General features: G+C 33.4%; 17 protein-coding genes and 1 riboswitch. All 17 genes read right to left on the reverse strand.

Annotated elements, in window-relative coordinates:
• Window positions 1–3: 3 nt before the first annotated feature.
• The 17 genes from cobW to GQR97_RS17360 are packed head-to-tail and all read right to left on the reverse strand — an operon-like array spanning window position 4 to window position 17534.
• Complete coding sequence (gene cobW / locus GQR97_RS17280) at window positions 4–1077, reverse strand: cobalamin biosynthesis protein CobW (protein WP_158850672.1); 1074 nt, start codon at window positions 1075–1077, stop codon at window positions 4–6.
• Between the two features lie 41 nt (window positions 1078–1118).
• A complete protein-coding gene (locus GQR97_RS17285) occupies window positions 1119–1805 on the reverse strand; it encodes an energy-coupling factor ABC transporter permease (protein ID WP_158850674.1) in 687 nt (228 codons plus the stop codon).
• Window positions 1806–1860: 55 nt separating this feature from the next.
• The gene (locus GQR97_RS17290; protein WP_158850676.1) at window positions 1861–2451 is read right to left on the reverse strand and encodes a cob(I)yrinic acid a,c-diamide adenosyltransferase; all 591 of its coding nucleotides are present in this window, start codon (window positions 2449–2451) and stop codon (window positions 1861–1863) included.
• On the reverse strand, window positions 2448–3764 hold the full coding sequence (locus GQR97_RS17295) for a cobyrinate a,c-diamide synthase (protein ID WP_158850678.1): 1317 nt from the start codon (window positions 3762–3764) through the stop codon (window positions 2448–2450). Before GQR97_RS17295 ends, GQR97_RS17290 begins: the two co-directional genes overlap by 4 nt.
• A complete protein-coding gene (locus tag GQR97_RS17300; protein WP_158850680.1) occupies window positions 3761–4279 on the reverse strand; it encodes a bifunctional adenosylcobinamide kinase/adenosylcobinamide-phosphate guanylyltransferase in 519 nt (172 codons plus the stop codon). Before GQR97_RS17300 ends, GQR97_RS17295 begins: the two co-directional genes overlap by 4 nt.
• Window positions 4269–5915: an AAA family ATPase gene (locus GQR97_RS17305; RefSeq protein WP_158850682.1), complete on the reverse strand. Its 1647-nt coding sequence runs from the start codon at window positions 5913–5915 to the stop codon at window positions 4269–4271. Before GQR97_RS17305 ends, GQR97_RS17300 begins: the two co-directional genes overlap by 11 nt.
• Entirely contained in the window at window positions 5912–6628 is a 717-nt protein-coding gene (locus tag GQR97_RS17310) for a hypothetical protein (RefSeq protein ID WP_158850684.1), read from the reverse strand. The genes GQR97_RS17305 and GQR97_RS17310 overlap by 4 nt, the downstream gene beginning before the upstream one ends.
• Complete coding sequence (cbiD, locus tag GQR97_RS17315) at window positions 6625–7710, reverse strand: cobalt-precorrin-5B (C(1))-methyltransferase CbiD (RefSeq protein WP_158850686.1); 1086 nt, start codon at window positions 7708–7710, stop codon at window positions 6625–6627. Before cbiD ends, GQR97_RS17310 begins: the two co-directional genes overlap by 4 nt.
• Entirely contained in the window at window positions 7707–8462 is a 756-nt protein-coding gene (locus GQR97_RS17320; RefSeq protein ID WP_158850688.1) for a precorrin-6A/cobalt-precorrin-6A reductase, read from the reverse strand. The genes cbiD and GQR97_RS17320 overlap by 4 nt, the downstream gene beginning before the upstream one ends.
• 20 nt (window positions 8463–8482) lie before the next feature.
• A complete protein-coding gene (gene cobM, locus GQR97_RS17325; protein ID WP_158850690.1) occupies window positions 8483–10324 on the reverse strand; it encodes a precorrin-4 C(11)-methyltransferase in 1842 nt (613 codons plus the stop codon).
• Window positions 10325–11524: a precorrin-6y C5,15-methyltransferase (decarboxylating) subunit CbiE gene (cbiE, locus tag GQR97_RS17330; protein WP_158850692.1), complete on the reverse strand. Its 1200-nt coding sequence runs from the start codon at window positions 11522–11524 to the stop codon at window positions 10325–10327.
• A complete protein-coding gene (bluB, locus tag GQR97_RS17335; RefSeq protein ID WP_158850694.1) occupies window positions 11525–12166 on the reverse strand; it encodes a 5,6-dimethylbenzimidazole synthase in 642 nt (213 codons plus the stop codon).
• Between the two features lie 3 nt (window positions 12167–12169).
• On the reverse strand, window positions 12170–13546 hold the full coding sequence (gene cobJ / locus GQR97_RS17340; protein WP_158850696.1) for a precorrin-3B C(17)-methyltransferase: 1377 nt from the start codon (window positions 13544–13546) through the stop codon (window positions 12170–12172).
• The gene (cobI, locus tag GQR97_RS17345; protein ID WP_158850698.1) at window positions 13543–14253 is read right to left on the reverse strand and encodes a precorrin-2 C(20)-methyltransferase; all 711 of its coding nucleotides are present in this window, start codon (window positions 14251–14253) and stop codon (window positions 13543–13545) included. The genes cobJ and cobI overlap by 4 nt, the downstream gene beginning before the upstream one ends.
• The gene (locus tag GQR97_RS17350) at window positions 14250–15182 is read right to left on the reverse strand and encodes a sirohydrochlorin chelatase (protein WP_158850700.1); all 933 of its coding nucleotides are present in this window, start codon (window positions 15180–15182) and stop codon (window positions 14250–14252) included. Before GQR97_RS17350 ends, cobI begins: the two co-directional genes overlap by 4 nt.
• Window positions 15183–15186: 4 nt before the next feature.
• Window positions 15187–16731 carry a uroporphyrinogen-III C-methyltransferase gene (gene cobA, locus GQR97_RS17355; RefSeq protein ID WP_158850702.1) on the reverse strand — a complete coding sequence of 515 codons (1545 nt, stop codon included), beginning with the start codon at window positions 16729–16731 and terminating at the stop codon, window positions 15187–15189.
• Window positions 16728–17534 carry a (2Fe-2S) ferredoxin domain-containing protein gene (locus GQR97_RS17360; protein WP_158850704.1) on the reverse strand — a complete coding sequence of 269 codons (807 nt, stop codon included), beginning with the start codon at window positions 17532–17534 and terminating at the stop codon, window positions 16728–16730. Before GQR97_RS17360 ends, cobA begins: the two co-directional genes overlap by 4 nt.
• Window positions 17535–17621: 87 nt before the next feature.
• A riboswitch (cobalamin riboswitch) is annotated at window positions 17622–17821 on the reverse strand.
• Window positions 17822–17828 lie beyond the last annotated feature (7 nt).

Here is a 17828-nt window from a genome sequence, read left to right on the forward strand (position 1 = left end):
TATCTAGTGAGAATGAGAATGCTTGTGCTCATGGTCGTGACTATGTGCATGCGTCTTTATTTTGTTCTCTTCCGTAAGTTCTATGTTTTTACCAATAACGACAATACTTGTTTTACGATTTTCAGTAGCTCCCCAAGGTCTTTCAAAATAGTAATCAAAACGAGAACCTACGCCTTGTAAAACCATACGCATGGGCTTGTTAGGGATATTTACAAAACCTTTAATTCTATAAATTTCGTGTTGTGCTACAAGTGCTTTTAAATCTTTTACTAAGGCTTTAATATCTGCTGTTTCAGAATATTCTAATAAAACCGTTTTAACATCATCATTATGGTGGTGATGATTTCCGTGTTTATGGTGCTCTTCGTGAATTGAATGACGATTATCTACATCATCCTCAGCAGAAGCTTCAATACCTAACAATAAAGCATTATCTAATTCACCATTTATAACAGGAATAATTTTAGTATTTGGTCTTGCTTTAGCAGTAATTATTTTAGTGATTTCCTCGAATTTCTCGTCATCAACTAAATCTCTTTTACTTACCAAAACTAAATCAGCACAACCTAATTGGTCTAAAAAAAGTTCTTCAATTGGCGTTTCATGATCTAAAGAATCATCTGCTAATCGTTGTGCTTGCACACGTTCTCTATCACAAATTTCTCCAGTAGCAATTCCTACTGCATCCACAACTGTAATCACAGAATCAATAGTAATATGAGGTTTTAAATCTGGCCAGTTAACCGCTTTTACTAAGGGTTTTGGCATCGATAAACCTGATGTTTCTATAACAATATGGTCAATTTCTTCTTTACGTTCTAATAATTGTAACATAGAAGGTAAAAACTCTTCTTGTACCGTACAGCAAATACAACCGTTTGGTAATTGAATTAAGTTACACCCCTCATCACCACAATCAGAAGATGCTATTAGTTGTCCATCTACATCTACTTCTCCAAATTCATTTACCAAAACAGCAATACGCTTTCCATTGGCATTTTTTAGCATATTATGTACTAAGGTCGTTTTTCCAACACCTAAAAATCCGGTAACAATAGTAATTGGTATTTTACTCATTTTTATATTTATTTAAATTTGAAAATTTTCAGGCAGTTAATTTATGCTTGTATAGCATTATAAAGTCTCTTCTCTAAAAAGCTACTTTCTTTAAGTTTACCTGTTAAGTATTTTGCTGCAGCTAATACTCCCAAATCTACCAATGGTTCAATTAACACAACTAACATATAAGCACCACCAAAACTAAGTATGTTTAATAGGTTTTCTACACCAACACCTTGACCATATATTGCCCAAAATGTAACCCAACCAACAATACCTGCTTGATACACTAATGATAGTTTTAAAACTTGTGCGTATTTTAATTTGATGTAAGGTGTGTCTTTTGTTATTGCTTTATCAGCAACATAAGAAAGTGCCATTAATGGAACAAGTAAGGTGGTGATGTTCATTCCATATTGAGGTAAATCAATTTGTGCAAAGAATACGCCTTGAATTAATAACCCTAGTGCGAGTCCGATACTTGCAGGTGCTAGACCAAAAAGTAAAAATAATGTGGAACCCAAAATAAAGTGAACTTCAGAAACCCCTACTGAATAATGTGGTAATACTTGAAAAAATGTAAATACTAAAGCTGTAGTTGCAACAGATTTGACTAAGAAACTCAAAGGATTGGTCTTTTTAATGTTGCTAAAAGATGATTTAGCTACTCCCATAATTACGACTGCGGCTGTTACGTATGAAAGCCCGATTTTCGCTGAATCTACTATTCCTGGTTCAATGTGCATAATGTTTGTTTTTAAAAATTATTATTTATTAAATTGTTTATATTCTATGTTTACTTTAATCTTTTGTTACTTTTTTCTTTCTTTTATATAAGAATAAGTTCCATTTTTCTTCGGCAACACCGTGCTTGTCCATTTCTGCTCTCGCCATTGTAAAAAACAAATCGGATAGCCTGTTAACATAACTCATGATGTAATCGTGAACACATTCTGGGTCTTCTTGCATTAGTGTAACCAATTGTCTTTCACCTCGTCTTGTTTGCGTTCTACAAACATGGCAAAGCGCCGATATTTCATTACCTCCTGGTAATAAAAAGTAATCTGAAGGAGAAGTAATTTTTTCTTCCATTTCATCCATCCAATTTTCGCAAAAATCAGCACCGTCTTTAGGTTCCGGATTAGGATTTTCTTTTTTAGAATTTGATGGACGTGCTAAATGAGACATCATATTCATCATATCCTTTTGAACACGATGTAAATTAGGCTGCCATTCGTGTTCGTTTCCTAGTTTAGAACGCATTAAGCCAATGGTAGAATTCACCTCATCCAACGTTCCAATACATTCAATTCTTGGAGAGTTTTTAAACTCTCTTTTCCCTCCAAAAACGCCGGTACTACCTTTATCTCCTTTTCTTGTGTAAATCTTCATAGGCTATTATTTATTTCGTTAATTAATTGTGTAAGTTTTTCTGATGTACCCAAATAATGATGCACATAAGAAGCCATTACGTTTTGTTTTTTATAAATTTTTGTAGTTGTATTGCCTGCTCTCGCATTTGTAATTGTTGCGTCAATAGTTGTTTCATTATTATTAATCAGGCTAGAATAATGAAACTCGTGTCCTTTAAAAATACTATCGTTAATAGTAGAAGTACGATATCCTAAATGCAATTTTTTATCTGCAATTGTAGATTCGAAATCGAAGAAATTTACCATTTCAAAAGATTCATTATCTTCAGAAATAATAGATTTCCCTAAATACATCATACCACCACATTCGGCATATATTTGTCCGCCGTTCTTAGCAAATTTGTGAATACTATGGCGCATTATTTTATTAGCGGATAGTTCTTTTAAATAAACCTCAGGATATCCTCCAGGGAAATAGATAAAATCACAATCAGGAATTTCAGCATCGTGAATAGGGCTAAAAAACTGAACAGTCCCTAATTGTTCCATTGCTGTTATATTTTGAGGATATATAAAGTTGAAAGCTTCATCTTTAGCGACCGCAAATTTTATTTTTTCAGTAAGATTTTTTTCTTCGGATGAAATAGGAATACAAACCACATCTTTTGAAGCTTCTAATATTGCTTTCCAATCCATAGTTGTTTCTAAAGCATCAGCAATTTCATCAATCAGAATATCAAATTTTTCTATTTCCTGAATATTTAACCCAAGATGTCTTGATGGAATTTCAATGTTTTTTAAGTTTGATAAATAACCAAAACATTGCACACCAATATCCTCACAAGCTTCTTGCAACATTGTATAATGTCTTTCGGAACCAACACGGTTAAAAACAACGCCCATTACTTTTACTTCTGCATCAAAATTGACAAAACCCTGAATAAGTGGAGCAACAGAATATGCAACCGCTTTGGCATCAATCACCAATAAAACGGGTGTTTCTAATTTCTTAGCCATTTCTGCCGTACTACCTTTATCTTTTTGAGCACCATCAAATAAACCCATTACACCTTCGATGCAATTTACTTGAGAATCTTTACCGTAAAAGTTTAGATTGTTGTTAATATCTTCTTGAGACATCATAAACAAATCTAAATTAACACCTGTTTGTCCACAAGCCAATTGATGAAACTTTGGGTCTATATAATCCGGACCAACTTTAAAAGGCTGTACCGCTTTTGTTTTACGTTTCAATAAACGCAACAAACCTAAAGTAAGGGTTGTTTTACCTGCGTTGCTACTTGGAGCCGATATGATGAGTTGTTTTATCATCCTTTTGTATGTATTGGAATTCCAGAAACCATAAAGTCTACCTTAGTTGCTTTCTTGGCGATATATTGATTCACCTTTCCCTGTAAGTCTACAAATTGCCGGGTTGCTTTTTCCATAGGTATAACTCCCAAACCGACCTCGTTAGTAATGGCTATTACAATACTATTTTCCTTGCATAATAAATCCCATTCTTTAATTACAAAGTCATAACTTAAAGTCGCATCGTATTTAAAATGATCCATAACGTTAGTGATCCAAAGTGTAATACAGTCTACAAACAACACCTTATTAACTGCCGTTATTTTACTAATATCGAGTTCCTCTTCAATAGTTGTCCAATGATCTGTGCGCCTTTGTTTGTGGATTTCAATACGTTTACAGTATTCATCGTCCCAATATTTAGAGGTTGCTAAATACGTAGGAGCATCATCTAGATTTAAAGCAATCGTCTCTCCATATTCACTCTTACCAGATCGTTGTCCTCCTGTAATAATATGTACTATTTTAGTGCTCATTTTCTGTGATTAAACGTTCATAATTCGCATTAATACGATCCGCTAAATCTGAAGCAACGCCTATTTTAACCATGCCTTTTTCTACATCAATAATTTGAGTCGTCTGTACACCTTTACAATACGTTTGAAAAGCCAACACCGTATCTTCTAAACTTTCATCTGTATTTAGTTTACCATCAGTAATAATATGAAGGTTGTGATGGAATTCTATATCAGAACAAACTCCTTTTACGTGTTTAAAACCAGCTGTTAAATTGGTTTTACCACCTGTTTTAAGGTTTGTTAAAGCCGTTTCAACTGCTTTTAAAACGCCTGTTCTATTTAAAATATGTTGCGCTTCTCCGTCAAACAAAGAAATAATAGAAAACTGTGTATTTTGATTTTTAGAGGCTTCTGCTATTTTATTTACCGTGCCTTTGGCGTAAGCTATAATTTGATCTTTTAACATGGAACCACTAGAATCTATCAAGAATATATGATGCTGTTTTAAAAGCTTATTTTTACGCTTGTTTTTTAATTCGAATTTATCTGTTGCTAAATATTGACTTACTGTTTTTTTGGTATCAATTAACGCAATATTACCTTCTGAATTTTGAATTGAATGCGTTCCGTTTTGAACGGTATTTGTACGGATGTCTTTGGGCTTATGAAACTTATTCTGTGGAAGTAACATATTTACTTTATCTTCTTTTGAAGGACTAACTTCTGAAGATTTTTCTTCTGGTTGATTATTTTGATCTGGAGAGGAATTTTCCTTATTAGGTTCATTATTTAAACTCCTATGGTTTAACACCAAATCTGCAATAGTATCAATATCTTTTATGGTGATGTTTGAAGTATTTTGATAGGCAACAAAAGCTCTCGCTGTTTTTAGCAGTAAAATATCTGCTCGCAACCCTTCCACTTGATGCTGTATTGCTAACTGGCTACAATAGGCTATAATGTCATCAGTAATCTGTATCGACTTCAATCTATTTTTAGCGGCTTCAATTCGTGATTTAATACGATCATCTTCAACGCTATAATCAGCAACAAACTGTAAAGGATTATCATCAAATTCAAAACGCTGTTTAATGATTTTCTCACGTACTTTTGGATCTACAGACGTTGTAATATTTACACTTAAACCAAAACGATCTTTTAGTTGTGGTCTTAAATTTCCTTCTTCAGGATTCATAGAACCTACTAAACAAAATCGACTTTCAAAATAGCGAGATACACCTTCTCTTTCTAAATAATAATTGCCAGAAGCAGCAGCATCTAATAAGATATCGGTAAGATAATCTTGTAATAAATTAACCTCATCTACATATAAAACACCTTGGTGTGCTTGTGCCATTAAGCCTAGATTAACAACTTCTTTTTTAGCATTTATCAATTGTTCTAAATCTATACTTCCTATTAATCTATCTTCTGAAACACCAATGGGTAAATTAACAAAAGGATAGTTTTCTTGATTTCCCATTAGGCTTGTTAACGATCTAATCAAGGTCGTTTTTCCTGTTCCTTTATCACCAACAGCTAAAACTCCACCAATTAGAGGATCTACCAAATTTAAAATAAGTGCTAACTTAAAGTGGTCTTGCCCCACAATGGCAGAAAACGGAAAATTCATATATTCTTCAACTTGTCTCATATTGCATAAAAACCGTTATAAATCCAAACCATTCCAATAATTACAGAAGCCATTCCTGCAATACCATTCATCCACTTAAAAATGGATAAATTACGTTCTAAAAACCGACTCATTACAGATATTAAAACGTAACTATAAACACCCATGGCTATAATAATCCCTAGACTTTCTACAGCTAGAATTAGAATAGCTTCGCCTATGGTAGCACTACTTAATACTAGAGCAGAAGTTAAAGCTCCTCCTGTACCTGCTAAGCCGTGCAGCATACCAATCCAAAATGATTTATTCATTGGGTTTACGGCTATTTCTTCTCCTTTAGTACCATGTAGATGTATGGGATTAGAAAGATCATGTTCGTGAGCCTCAATTTTTTTATGATCCTTTACCATGTTATTAATGGCATGATTTCTTTTTATGGCAACAATCCCCAACCAAATCATAATTGGGCCAACAGCTAATTCTGCATAAAACGAAATATTATGTACAACCAATGTTGCCATACTTTTAAAAAGTAGAGCTGTTCCTCCAAAAAGTAATAAAGTCGCCGAGTGTCCAAATGCCCATTGGGAGGCTTTAAAAACCGTTTTAAAGTTTACTCTTTTATTATTAATGCTATTTTCGGAAGCTAATACTGAAACTGCCGTAACATGATCTGGCTCAAAGGAATGCAGTATTCCTGCCATTAATGGCCTAATTAAAGAAATTACTGTCATTTTTTAATAAATTTAATAAGTGTTCCATTTTTATCTATAAGATAGATATCCAATTCTACCTGTTTAATTTTTATATGTGTATGCTGGTAACAATGCTTAAGTAACAACTGAAAAAAAGGTGAGTTTTGTTCAAAATCAAACAATTCGGTTAACCGTCCCGCCATATTTAAGGCTTTAATTTTATCTGCTTCATAAAAACCGACCTCTTCGGCCAATTGCACTATAAAATCTTTATTCCAACTAGATACACAACTATGTGTATCAGTAATACCTGCTGCTAATTTTGCAGCTTTACCAAGCATGATACCAATACTAACTTTTTCAATTGGGCATTGATTAATTTTAGTCAGCGTTTCCCCTATCCAATTCCCATAATGGATAAAACCATATTCGGGTAAATAATCGAATTTAGCCGACAAATATTTTTCACTTCTTGCTCCTGAATTAATGACCAATTCCGTCACATTATTGGCAACAGCAACATCAATACCTTGCTCTATACTTGCGATATAAGATGATGACGAATAGGGCTTAACAATGCCAGTTGTTCCTAAAATGGAAATGCCGTTCATAATACCCACACGCTCATTAAGTGTGCGTTTAGCAATCTTTCGTCCATTAGTAACATATACAGTCACAGATACACCACATTCTAAATCGTAATCGTGCAATAGTTTTTGAATAGCACTTGTAATCATTTTTCTAGGAACCGGATTAATAGCCGGCTCTCCAATAGCCAATTCTAAGCCTTTAAGCGTTACCGTTCCTACACCTTCACCGGCTATAAATTGAATATCTTTTTCTTGTGTTAAACTCAAAACACATCCTATTTCAGCACCATTAGTTACATCAGGGTCATCACCAGCATCTTTAATTACAGAACATTTTGCAGTATTTTCTGTAAACTCACAATGATGCACAGGAATTTCTAATACTTTATCAATAGGCAAGTGAACTTTTACAGAAACTATTTCCTTTTGATGAATAATAGCCATCAACCCAGATTTCGCTGCAGCTGCAGCACAGGTTCCTGTTGTAAACCCTTCTCTTAACGGCCCTTTTGGAATCTCTCTTAAACTCATATTTTCAATGTTTTAAGAATGAGTAATTCCAATGTACTAACATCAAACACGACTTTAAAATATGTCGGTATTTTGGGCTGTTCAATAATAATAATTTGTGAATTTGTTTGTAAAGCAGCTTCTATTTTTGTGTTTAAAAAACCACTATCACCTGTTTCTTTTGTTAAAACAACGTTGATATCGTTCGCTTCAATTATACTAACCTCTTTTTTTAAATCTTCCGAAGGCAAACCTAAAATCAATTGTTTTTCGGGAAAATTACTCTCAGCAGCAATCGCCAATGATTCAGGTCTATCTAGTATTCTAAAATAGGTTGCCTGTTTTTCCCACCAAGGTTTTAATCTTTTAATAGATTGCACGCCCGTTAACGCTAATACAATTTGATTCTTTTCAAACAATTCTAAAGCAGCATCATAAGAATCTACATAAAATACAGATGGGTTAATTATTTTAGAAAGTAACTTTCTTCCAAATCGTATCACTGGAATTTGTAAACGTTCTGCAACTTTTGCTATTGTACTATGTAATATTTCAGCAAAAGGATGCGAAGCATTTATAATAGTATGAATTTCATTGTTTAATAGGTATTCTTCTAGTTGTTGTTCATCTAAAGCGCCATGTCTATAACTAGCTATTTCATTTTCTTCAAAAGGAATATTTGTTTTAGTTGAATACACAAATGGCATAGCCAAACTTTCTAATAAAGTAGCTACTTTTTTCCCTTCTGTTGTTCCTCCAAAAACTAATATCATTTGCTTTTTATTATGAATGATTATTCTGTTACTACAAATTTCTTATTGGTTCTAAAAATGTGTTTCACATCTGGACTGTATAATTGTGATCTGTTTTTACGAGCTCCAATTGCGTGACCTACGATGATTAATACCGTTCTTGTTTTTTTACTGTCTTTTACAATTTTTGCTAGATTTTCTAATTTCCCTTGATAAATTTCTTCATCTTTCCAGCTGATTCTATACATCACAGCTACAGGCGTATCGGCATCAAAATGTTCTAGCAATTGTGCTTGTACTTTTTTAGCAATTCCCACACTTAAAAAGATACACATAGTTGCATTGGTTGATGCAAAAGCAGAAATGCTTTCTTTTGAAGGCATCGGTGTTTTTCCTTCTCCACGAGTTAAAACAATAGATTGCACAACTTCAGGAATTGTAAATTCTGATCTTAAAGTTGCTGCTGCTGCACTAAAAGATGAAATACCAGGTACAATGAAGTAATCCATTTCTAAGTCGTCAAAAATGGTCATTTGTTCTTGGATAGCACCGTATAAAGAAGGATCTCCACATTGTAACCGCACAACGAAATTCCCTTTTTTATAATGCGCTTGCATTAAAGTAATTTGCTCTTCTAAAGTCATCATAGCAGAATTTCTAACTACTGCTCCTGCTTTACACCAATTGGTCATTTCTTCAGGAATTAAACTCCCGGCGTATAACACGCAATCTGCTTGCTCTAAATATTGCTTTCCTTTTACGGTTATTAATTCTTCATCTCCTGGTCCTGCACCAATAATAGCAATGGCAGTTTTACGAGCCGCATTAACACTTAAAGCCACAGAAAACGTAAATTTCTCTCCATTATCTAAATGAATTTTTTGTTTTTCAATCAATACGTTCTTGCTTCCAGAAAGTAACATTGCGGTAGATTCTGAAACGCCATCGACACCAATTTTAGATTGTACCATGTCACTTGGGTTGGGCACTGTAATTGTATCTATTTCTTCTGAAGTAAACGTGTTAAAAGGAATTGCATTATTTGTACTAAAATCTAAATACGCTTGTTGATTTCCTTTGATATCTATAGAACCAAAATTTTTAATGGCTGAAAAATTAATTTTTAATGCTTGAAGTTCTCGTCTTAAAGTGGTTTCAAACAGTTTTGAATCTAATTGTTTAGAACATCCAGATCCTACTGAAAGTACTTTTGGAATAAATAATAAACTCGGAATTGCTACCTCATAAATCTTATACGTTACAGCTATAAACAATTCGAATTGGGAGTAATCAATATCACTTTCATTATAAAAAAGAGTCACAAAATCAGGTACTGTTTTTTCTAAATGCTGTGTCCCCTTATCTTTAACATCTAACAATAAAGCGGTTGGTTTATTATTGACAAACAGAGCCATGGTTTTGTTCATGGATAATGAACTTTCTACTTGCCATTCAAACTGACTTCCAAGTGTATCTAAAGCCCAAATATTTTGAACATCACTTGAGGTAGATATTATAGCATTTGAACCCAAAATAGTTGCGACCTTTGAAGCAAAATCATTTGCGCCACCTTTATGTCCGCTTAATACAGATTGTACATTTACACCTAAATCATCAACAGAAATTACAGCCGGATCTGTACTCTTATTTTCAAGATGAGATGCTATTAAACGCACACAAATACCTAAAGCCGTTACAAAACAAATACCATCTAACTTCGCGAAATTATCATTTAAATAACTTGAAATTGAAGCAATGGTTGATACATTTTTATTAGTAGAGCTTAAGGTTGTTACAACTAACGATTTTGGAAATTCTTGCTGAATAATAAGGGCTTTTTCAAGGCCTTTTTCAGTAACTGCTATGATGGCTATTTTTTTCATTTATTGCTTTTCTGCGGTGTGAATGCTAATTTTATTGTGATCGTTTAGCTGAATACTATTCGTGCTAATCGCATAATTTAAGTCTGTAAGTGTTTCTATAAATACAGAACTACTTGTTTCTCTTACGGCATTGGTTACAAAACGAACCAATGGATTTAATTGATAAACAGTTTCGATTAATTCTTTTAATCGTCCGCCGTGTCCGCCAATAAAAACGACATCTGGCATAGGGAAATCGTTTAAATTCAGATTAAAAAAATCATCAATAATAATCTCAATCCCTGGTGTACTAAAACGTTCTGCATTTTGTTGAATAATGGTTGTGCATGCTCCTCGCTTTTCAAAAGCAACAATTTTTAAATGCGGAAATTGCTGTTTCGCTTCAATAGCTACAGAGCCTGTGCAAGCACCAATATCCCAAAAAACATTTTTATTTTGTAATGCTAATGCACTTATGGTACTTAAACGAATAGGCATTTTGGTAATCATATTTGCTCTATTTTCTAACGGAATAAAAGCAGCATCTGGAATACCAAAGGGTTTGTCTTTAGCTGTTGTTTCTTTTAATAACACACAGTTTAATGCGTTATGTGTTTTGGTTGTACAAGCCGACAAATCGAGTTGCTCAATATGTTCTTCATTTCCATCTAAAGCTTCACCAATAGTAATCGAATAATTATCGAAACCATATTGTAACATGCGTTTCGCAATTACTGCTGGTGTTTTTTTATTGTCGGTTAACAAACCAATCAATTCATTTCTATTGATTAATGCTTCATCTAAAGCCGACCAATCTCTACCGTGAATCGATATTGATTTTAGGTTGTTATAATTCGTTTGTATTTTATGACATAATAACTGAATACTATTGAAATAAGGAAAAGCTTTTAGTTTTGCATTAGGTAATAAACGTTGTAACGTGTTTCCGAAACCATAGAAAAAAGGATCTCCAGAAGTGAAAATGACAATAGACGAATTAAAGCCGCTATATTTTTTGATGAGTACGTCCATCTTTCCTGAGATTTCAATCCAAGTATGAATTTTCGGTAAGAACGATTTTACCAATTCATAATGACGTTTCCCTCCAGAAAAAGCAACTGACTTCTTAATTAATTCCAAGACATCTTCATTCAATTTTGGAGTAGGATGATTGCTAATTCCAATTAAATAAAAATCGATATGTTTATCATTTTGTATCATTTACAAATACGATTCTTTAATTACCACATCGTTAATGTTCTTACGTTTTTCCCATTGTAAACGTTCTAATTCTGGGTTTTCATAAAATTCATCGACATGCCCTAAACATAAATAACCTATCAATTGTCTATCTTTTGGTGCTTTTAATATGGTTTTAATGGTATCGGGATTTAAAATACTCACCCAACCTAAACCAATATCTAACGCTCTCGCCATTAACCACATATTTTGGATCGCACAAACAACAGAATATACACCAGCTTCTTTCATTGCAGTTTGTCCTAAAACAGGGTGTTCACTAGGCTTATAAAAAACAGCAATATTTAAAGCAGATTCAACAATACCTTCTAATTTTAATTGGGTATAAGCATCTATTTTATTTCCTTCAAAAAGGGTTTTAGCTTTTTCATTTTCTTCAAAAAAACTGTCTTTTACTTTATTTCTAATATCTAAATCTTTAATGACAACAAACTCCCAAGGTTGCGAAAAACCAACCGAAGGTGCGTTTACTCCAGCAAATAGAATTTTATCTAGATCGGCTTTAGCAATCGATTTATTTATAAAACGATTCCCTCTAACGTCTCTACGTGCAAGTATTATTTGCTCTAAGGTTTCAATATGTTCTGGAGTAAATTTGTTCATCTTTTAAGATTTAAAATAAGTTGAAGCTTCGGGTAATGTAAAAGCAGCATTAACAATGGCTGCGGCAACATTGCTTCCGCCTCTGTTACCTTCTATAATGACCCAGTTTGTATTATTCGTTTGTGATAATTGCTCTTTAGCTTCTAAAACATTTACAAACCCAACAGGTACACCAACAACTCCTGCAGGTTTAAAATTGTTGTTAGCTCTAATTTGATCTACGATTTCGAATAAAGCCGTAGGCGCATTTCCCACAACATATAAAGCATTCGGATGTTTTTCAATAGCTTTTCTAATACCTGCTTGCGAACGCGTAATATTTTCTGATTTTGCTAAGAGTTGTACGTCTTCGTCATTTAATAAACAGTGTATCTGATTACCGAATTCCTTAGTGAACGCTTTTGTTATTCCAGCTTGTACCATCGTAACATCTGTTACAATTTCTCCTCCGTTTTTAAGATGATGATGCCAGTTTTCAATGGCTTTTGAAGTCGCAGAATAATGATTAAAATCTTCTAAAATCCCTGTGGTATGAATCACTCGCGTTATCGCCCATTTATCAGCTATAGAAAATAGCAAATCTTTAATATGTTCTGTAACAATTCTAAAACTTTCTTGCTGAATTTCTTTACCCGTATGTGGTTTTCTGTTCAGATAACCTCGTGGTGTAACCAAGTAGTCTTTAAAACGATACGTTTGAGAGTTTCCAATCATCACCAAACAAAACATATCGACATCTTCAGGATTAAATTCACCTAAAGTGGTAATTTTAAGTGCTTCTTCTGGTCGTGTTACGTGCCTTATAATTGCAACAGGCGTATTAGGTGAACGCTCTGATAAAAATATTTTCTGCAATCTACCTAATTGCCAATGTCTTTTTATACTTTTCGGATTGTATAAACTGGTAACAAAATCGCCCATTGCGGCCGCTTTAATTCTTTTTTCTATTCTGTTCCATGGCGTCATTAAATCCGATAAAGAAATACAGCAAAAATCGTGACCTAACGGAGCGCCCAATTTACTTCCTGCAGCTAAAAAAGCAGAAACACCTGGTAAGGTTTCCAATTCAATATCATCGTGATTTTCTTTAGAAACAACTTCGTAAACAATAGCCGCCATAGCATAAATACTAGCATCTCCAGAACCAATAACAACAACATGTTTGTCTTCTTTAGCTTTTTCAATAGCTTTATGAGCTCTGGCTTCTTCTTTACCTAAAGGCATGGAGATGAGTTCTGCATCTTCTTTAAATAAAGTGGCTCCAAATTGAAAATAATAGTCATAACCAATAACCACATCTGCTTTTTCTAAAGCATTTTTAACTATGGGTAACATATAATCAATATCTCCAGGACCTAAACCTGCTACTGTTATTTTCATGATGTGATTTTTTTAATAATGATAAGAGAAAAATAAGGGATCTCTCTTTTATTTGCAGTTGTCCAATGGGTTGAGATAAATTGTTGATCGGTTCCTAAACGTTCGGCATAAGTGATACTATGCCTTTCTGTATCGATTACTGATGTGATAATATCTATTACCGATATTATTTTCATTAATACTACGGTGTCAAAATTATCTATAGCTTCTTGTAATTCTGCTTTGGTTTGTACACGCGGAATAACCACTACTTTTTCATTTTGTAAGCACAAAGGTATTTTACTTTCTGAAGCTAAATGCAAGTATGAACTAATACCAGGAATTAAATCTATTGCCAATTCATGCTCTTGTATTTTTTCTAACAAATAAGAAAAAGAACTGTACGTACTAATATCGCCTTCACTAACTATAGCAATGGATAATCCTTTTTTATAATCACTTAAAATGTGTTGAAACGTTGTTTCGTAAATAACTTTCGCTTGCTCGCGTTCCAAATCCATTTTTAAGTAGAAGCCTTCTAGTTTTTCGGCTTTTAAATCATAATTATTTAAAATTGATAACGAATAACTTTCTTTCCTACCATCTTTAAATAAAGATCCTGGATAGTATATTTTATCTGCTTGCTGTAATGCTTTTAAGCCTTTTAAAGTAATTAAATCAGGATCACCAGGACCTAAAGAAATACCACAAATTTTTCCTGTCATCATATTCCTAACCCTTTTTTAATTTTAGTAAATACACTACTTTTTTGACCTACTTTTTCATCTTCTTCAAACAAAAGACCTTTTACGCCTAAATGATGCCCTATTTGTTCTTTTCCTATTTCAGATTCTAGACCTACAATTTGCTTACGATATTTACACATTTGGCAATTCATATTTGCCGTACCGTTAATAGCTTCATCTAAACGCTCATCAAAAGCTTTTAAAATGAACTCATCACTACCAAAAGCTTGGGTGTATACATGCTCTAAAGGAGAAGTTTCGCTAAAATCTCTTATTTGCTTGTAAATACGTTCTAAAAGAATACCTGTAAAAAAGAAAAACGGAATGGCAATCGTGCGTTTGAATTCCATTTTACTAGTAAGTTCTAAACTTTTAGTAACGCTTGGATACGCAGTACCACTGTATGAAACCGTTGTAAAACCAAAGCCCATCCCTTCGCCTAACATGCAGGCTAATTTGTGCACATCGGAATTGGCATCGGTATCGGTTGTTCCTCGACCTACAACCATTAAACAAACCTCTTTTCTGTCCATGGGTGAATGCTTACGTTCCTCTTCCAACACTCTTTTCTGAGCTAACTCTAGCAAAAAGGAATTTACACCAAGATGTTTTCCCATTTTAATGGTTAAATCTTTGTAATAGCTTTGTATGGTATTCATCTCGTAAGGAATATCATTCTTGGCATGAGAACCCGCAAAAAGTATAACAGGCAATGCATAAATTTCACGAATACCTTTTTGATACATACGTTCAACAGAAGCTTCATAAACTGGATGATTAAATTCTAAAAACCCATAATCTACTTCGTATTCTGTATACCTTGCTTGTAAAACTCTAACTAACTCTTTAAAAGAATCGGTTCCTGATTTGGTTCTACTACCATGTCCACAAAGTAAAATTCCTTTTTTCATTGTTTTATGTAATTGGTTCTGCCCCTATTAAAAATACTACAGGCATTTGTAGTTCTTGTTTTTTAACGTCATTTTCAATTCTCCCTAATGTTGATGATAATAACACCTCGTTTTGTCTTGATACATTAGAAATAGCACTAATAGGGATATCTGGGTTTTTACAAACCTTCAGTAGTTTAGGAATAATTTGGTCTAAACTTTTTAACCCCATATATAACGCCAATGTATTACCTGCGTTAAGCATTTCGGCTATACCTTTAAGCTGCGCTGTGGAATAATCGGCTGTATGAGCTGTACAAATTAAAACAGCATTAGATTGCCTTCTTTCTGTAATAGGGATATTAGCTGAACTGGCTGCTGCTAAAGCGGCAGAAATACCAGGAACAACTGTAAATGGTAGATTTTGCTTTGTTAAAAAACGAGCTTCTTCTGCTGCTCTACCATAAATATATGGATCGCCAGATTTTAAACGAACAACTCTTTCGCCTTGTTCGCAATGCGCTTTCATTAATATATTTATTTTATTTTGACGCGTTTCTTGATCTTCAATATCACCAAATTTCCTTCCTACGTAAATACGTTCAGCTTTTGTATTGATATTTAATATTTCATCTGAAATTAAATTATCATGTAATATAATTTCAGCATTTTCAATAGCTTCAAAAGCTTTTAATGTTAATAAATTTTTATTCCCAGGCCCTGCACCAATAATGCTTATTTCTGGTAAATACGTTTTTGTGAAAATCCATTCAGGATTAGAAAATTGATAAGTATAATTAAGTAATGATTTGGATTTAAAATTGTCTATAATCTTATAACGTTCTTCTGTTGTTGCCTCAAAAACAGGTGTAGGTAAGTTTAAATGAAATGCTGCATTTTCATAATACGCCCTTCTTTTTGGGTGTACATCTGCACAACCATTAATAACTTCTCCAAAACAGTTTTGTTTTAAAATAGCTTCAATTAAACCCACAGCATCTTTTTGATGAATAAGATTTACTGGTACATTTGGATTTTTTAATTGTTTTTTATTTGCTAGAAAGCGTCCTGGATGCCGTTTGCTTCCTATTAACCCTGCCAAACGCAAAATAGTTAAATTACTACCAAAATGCTGTTTCAATAAGTATTCTGCTTTTATTAACGCAGTACCTGAGGCTTTTTCTGGATAACAATCTATTGTTTCATCTATAAGACCATTGGTGTTTTGATACACAGATGTAGAGCTTACAAAAACAATTTTTATAGACTTAGGTGTATGCTTAATAATTTGTTCTATTTGAAGTGGATGTATCGTTTCAATATTTTCGATACGTTTTGGAGGAAAATTGATAATTAGTGTTGAAGCTCCGCTTATTAAAGCATCCCAATCTCCAATAATCTTATCGGACTCTATTTTTATTCTACTTACTTGAAACGAATATTTACTTAGTGATTTTAAATTATCCAGATCGGACGTGCTGCCACTAATTGAATACCCTTTTTTTTGAAGATCTAACGCTAGTGGTAAACCTAACCAGCCTAATCCTAAAATAGAGATATGCTTATTCATAACTGTGATAAATCTAAAGTTAGACGTTGCAACTGTATTTTTGTACAGTACTGCCAAGCTTCGGTATTTATAGAGTCAAATTCTATTCTACCTAAAGTTTTTCCGAATTTATTTTTAAAACGAATGCCTGTTTTTGTAGTTTCCTTTTGATAAAAATATTCTGTACTCGAAATTTTTAATTGTTGCAATTCCTTATTCTCTTTTGGAACAGCAGCAATAAAAAATTCTAAACAATCGGTTTTAGTTTGGAGTTCTAGCGTGAATTCTTTTGAATAGTTTACCGCGTTTATGTCTTTAAACGCTAAGTGAGGTTTATTAGGTAACTGAAGTGTTACACCTTCTGGTTTTTCTAGCAGAAATAAGAATAATGGATATAAATATTGATCGGAACTAAAGCCTCTTGTAATAAGGCAATCTCCCAATTCTTCATCGCTTTTAAATTCAAAAGGTTTTGGTTTTATAGGTGCTATTTCTTTATTAGAAACCTGTTCTTCCCAACCTTCTCGATACAACAGTTCGGTTTCTAAAGGACATTCATTCTGTATATGTCCTTTAACAATGTGGGTGATTTTTTCTGGTGTAAGTTCTTTATACCAAAATTCTCCAGGGTGTACAATACAAGTAGGTGCATCTTCACATCTACCATTACATCGTGTTTTAATGGTATGTGTATCATTCCAATTATCATTGTTACGTAAATAAGCTCTTGCAGCTCTTATAACTTTTTCTCCGCCTGCTTTTTGACAAGAACCACCGTCGCAAAAGAAAAAAGTATGTGTTGTATTGGCTATATTTTTCCCCATTAAATTAGTATGACTATTATGGGAAAAGCAGAGAAGAAAGCCAAAAAATATGGCAATCAAACACATCAACTTTTATCCCGAAAGTTTAAATTAGGTTTTACTTTAGGCAGGTCTTCTGACTCACTCTACTTTTAACGCCTTCCCGTTCCTAAGAACAGTGACTTCTAGATGTTAAAAGCTTTTTTAGAGCTTACAGCTGCGGGAACAGTTTTGGATTCTCACCAAATTCCCTTTTAATTCGATATTCTTAATTAAAAGAATAAGAAACCTTAAGCAATACAAATGTATAGCTAA

This window comes from Algibacter sp. L1A34 (assembly GCF_009796805.1).
Taxonomy (GTDB): domain Bacteria; phylum Bacteroidota; class Bacteroidia; order Flavobacteriales; family Flavobacteriaceae; genus Algibacter.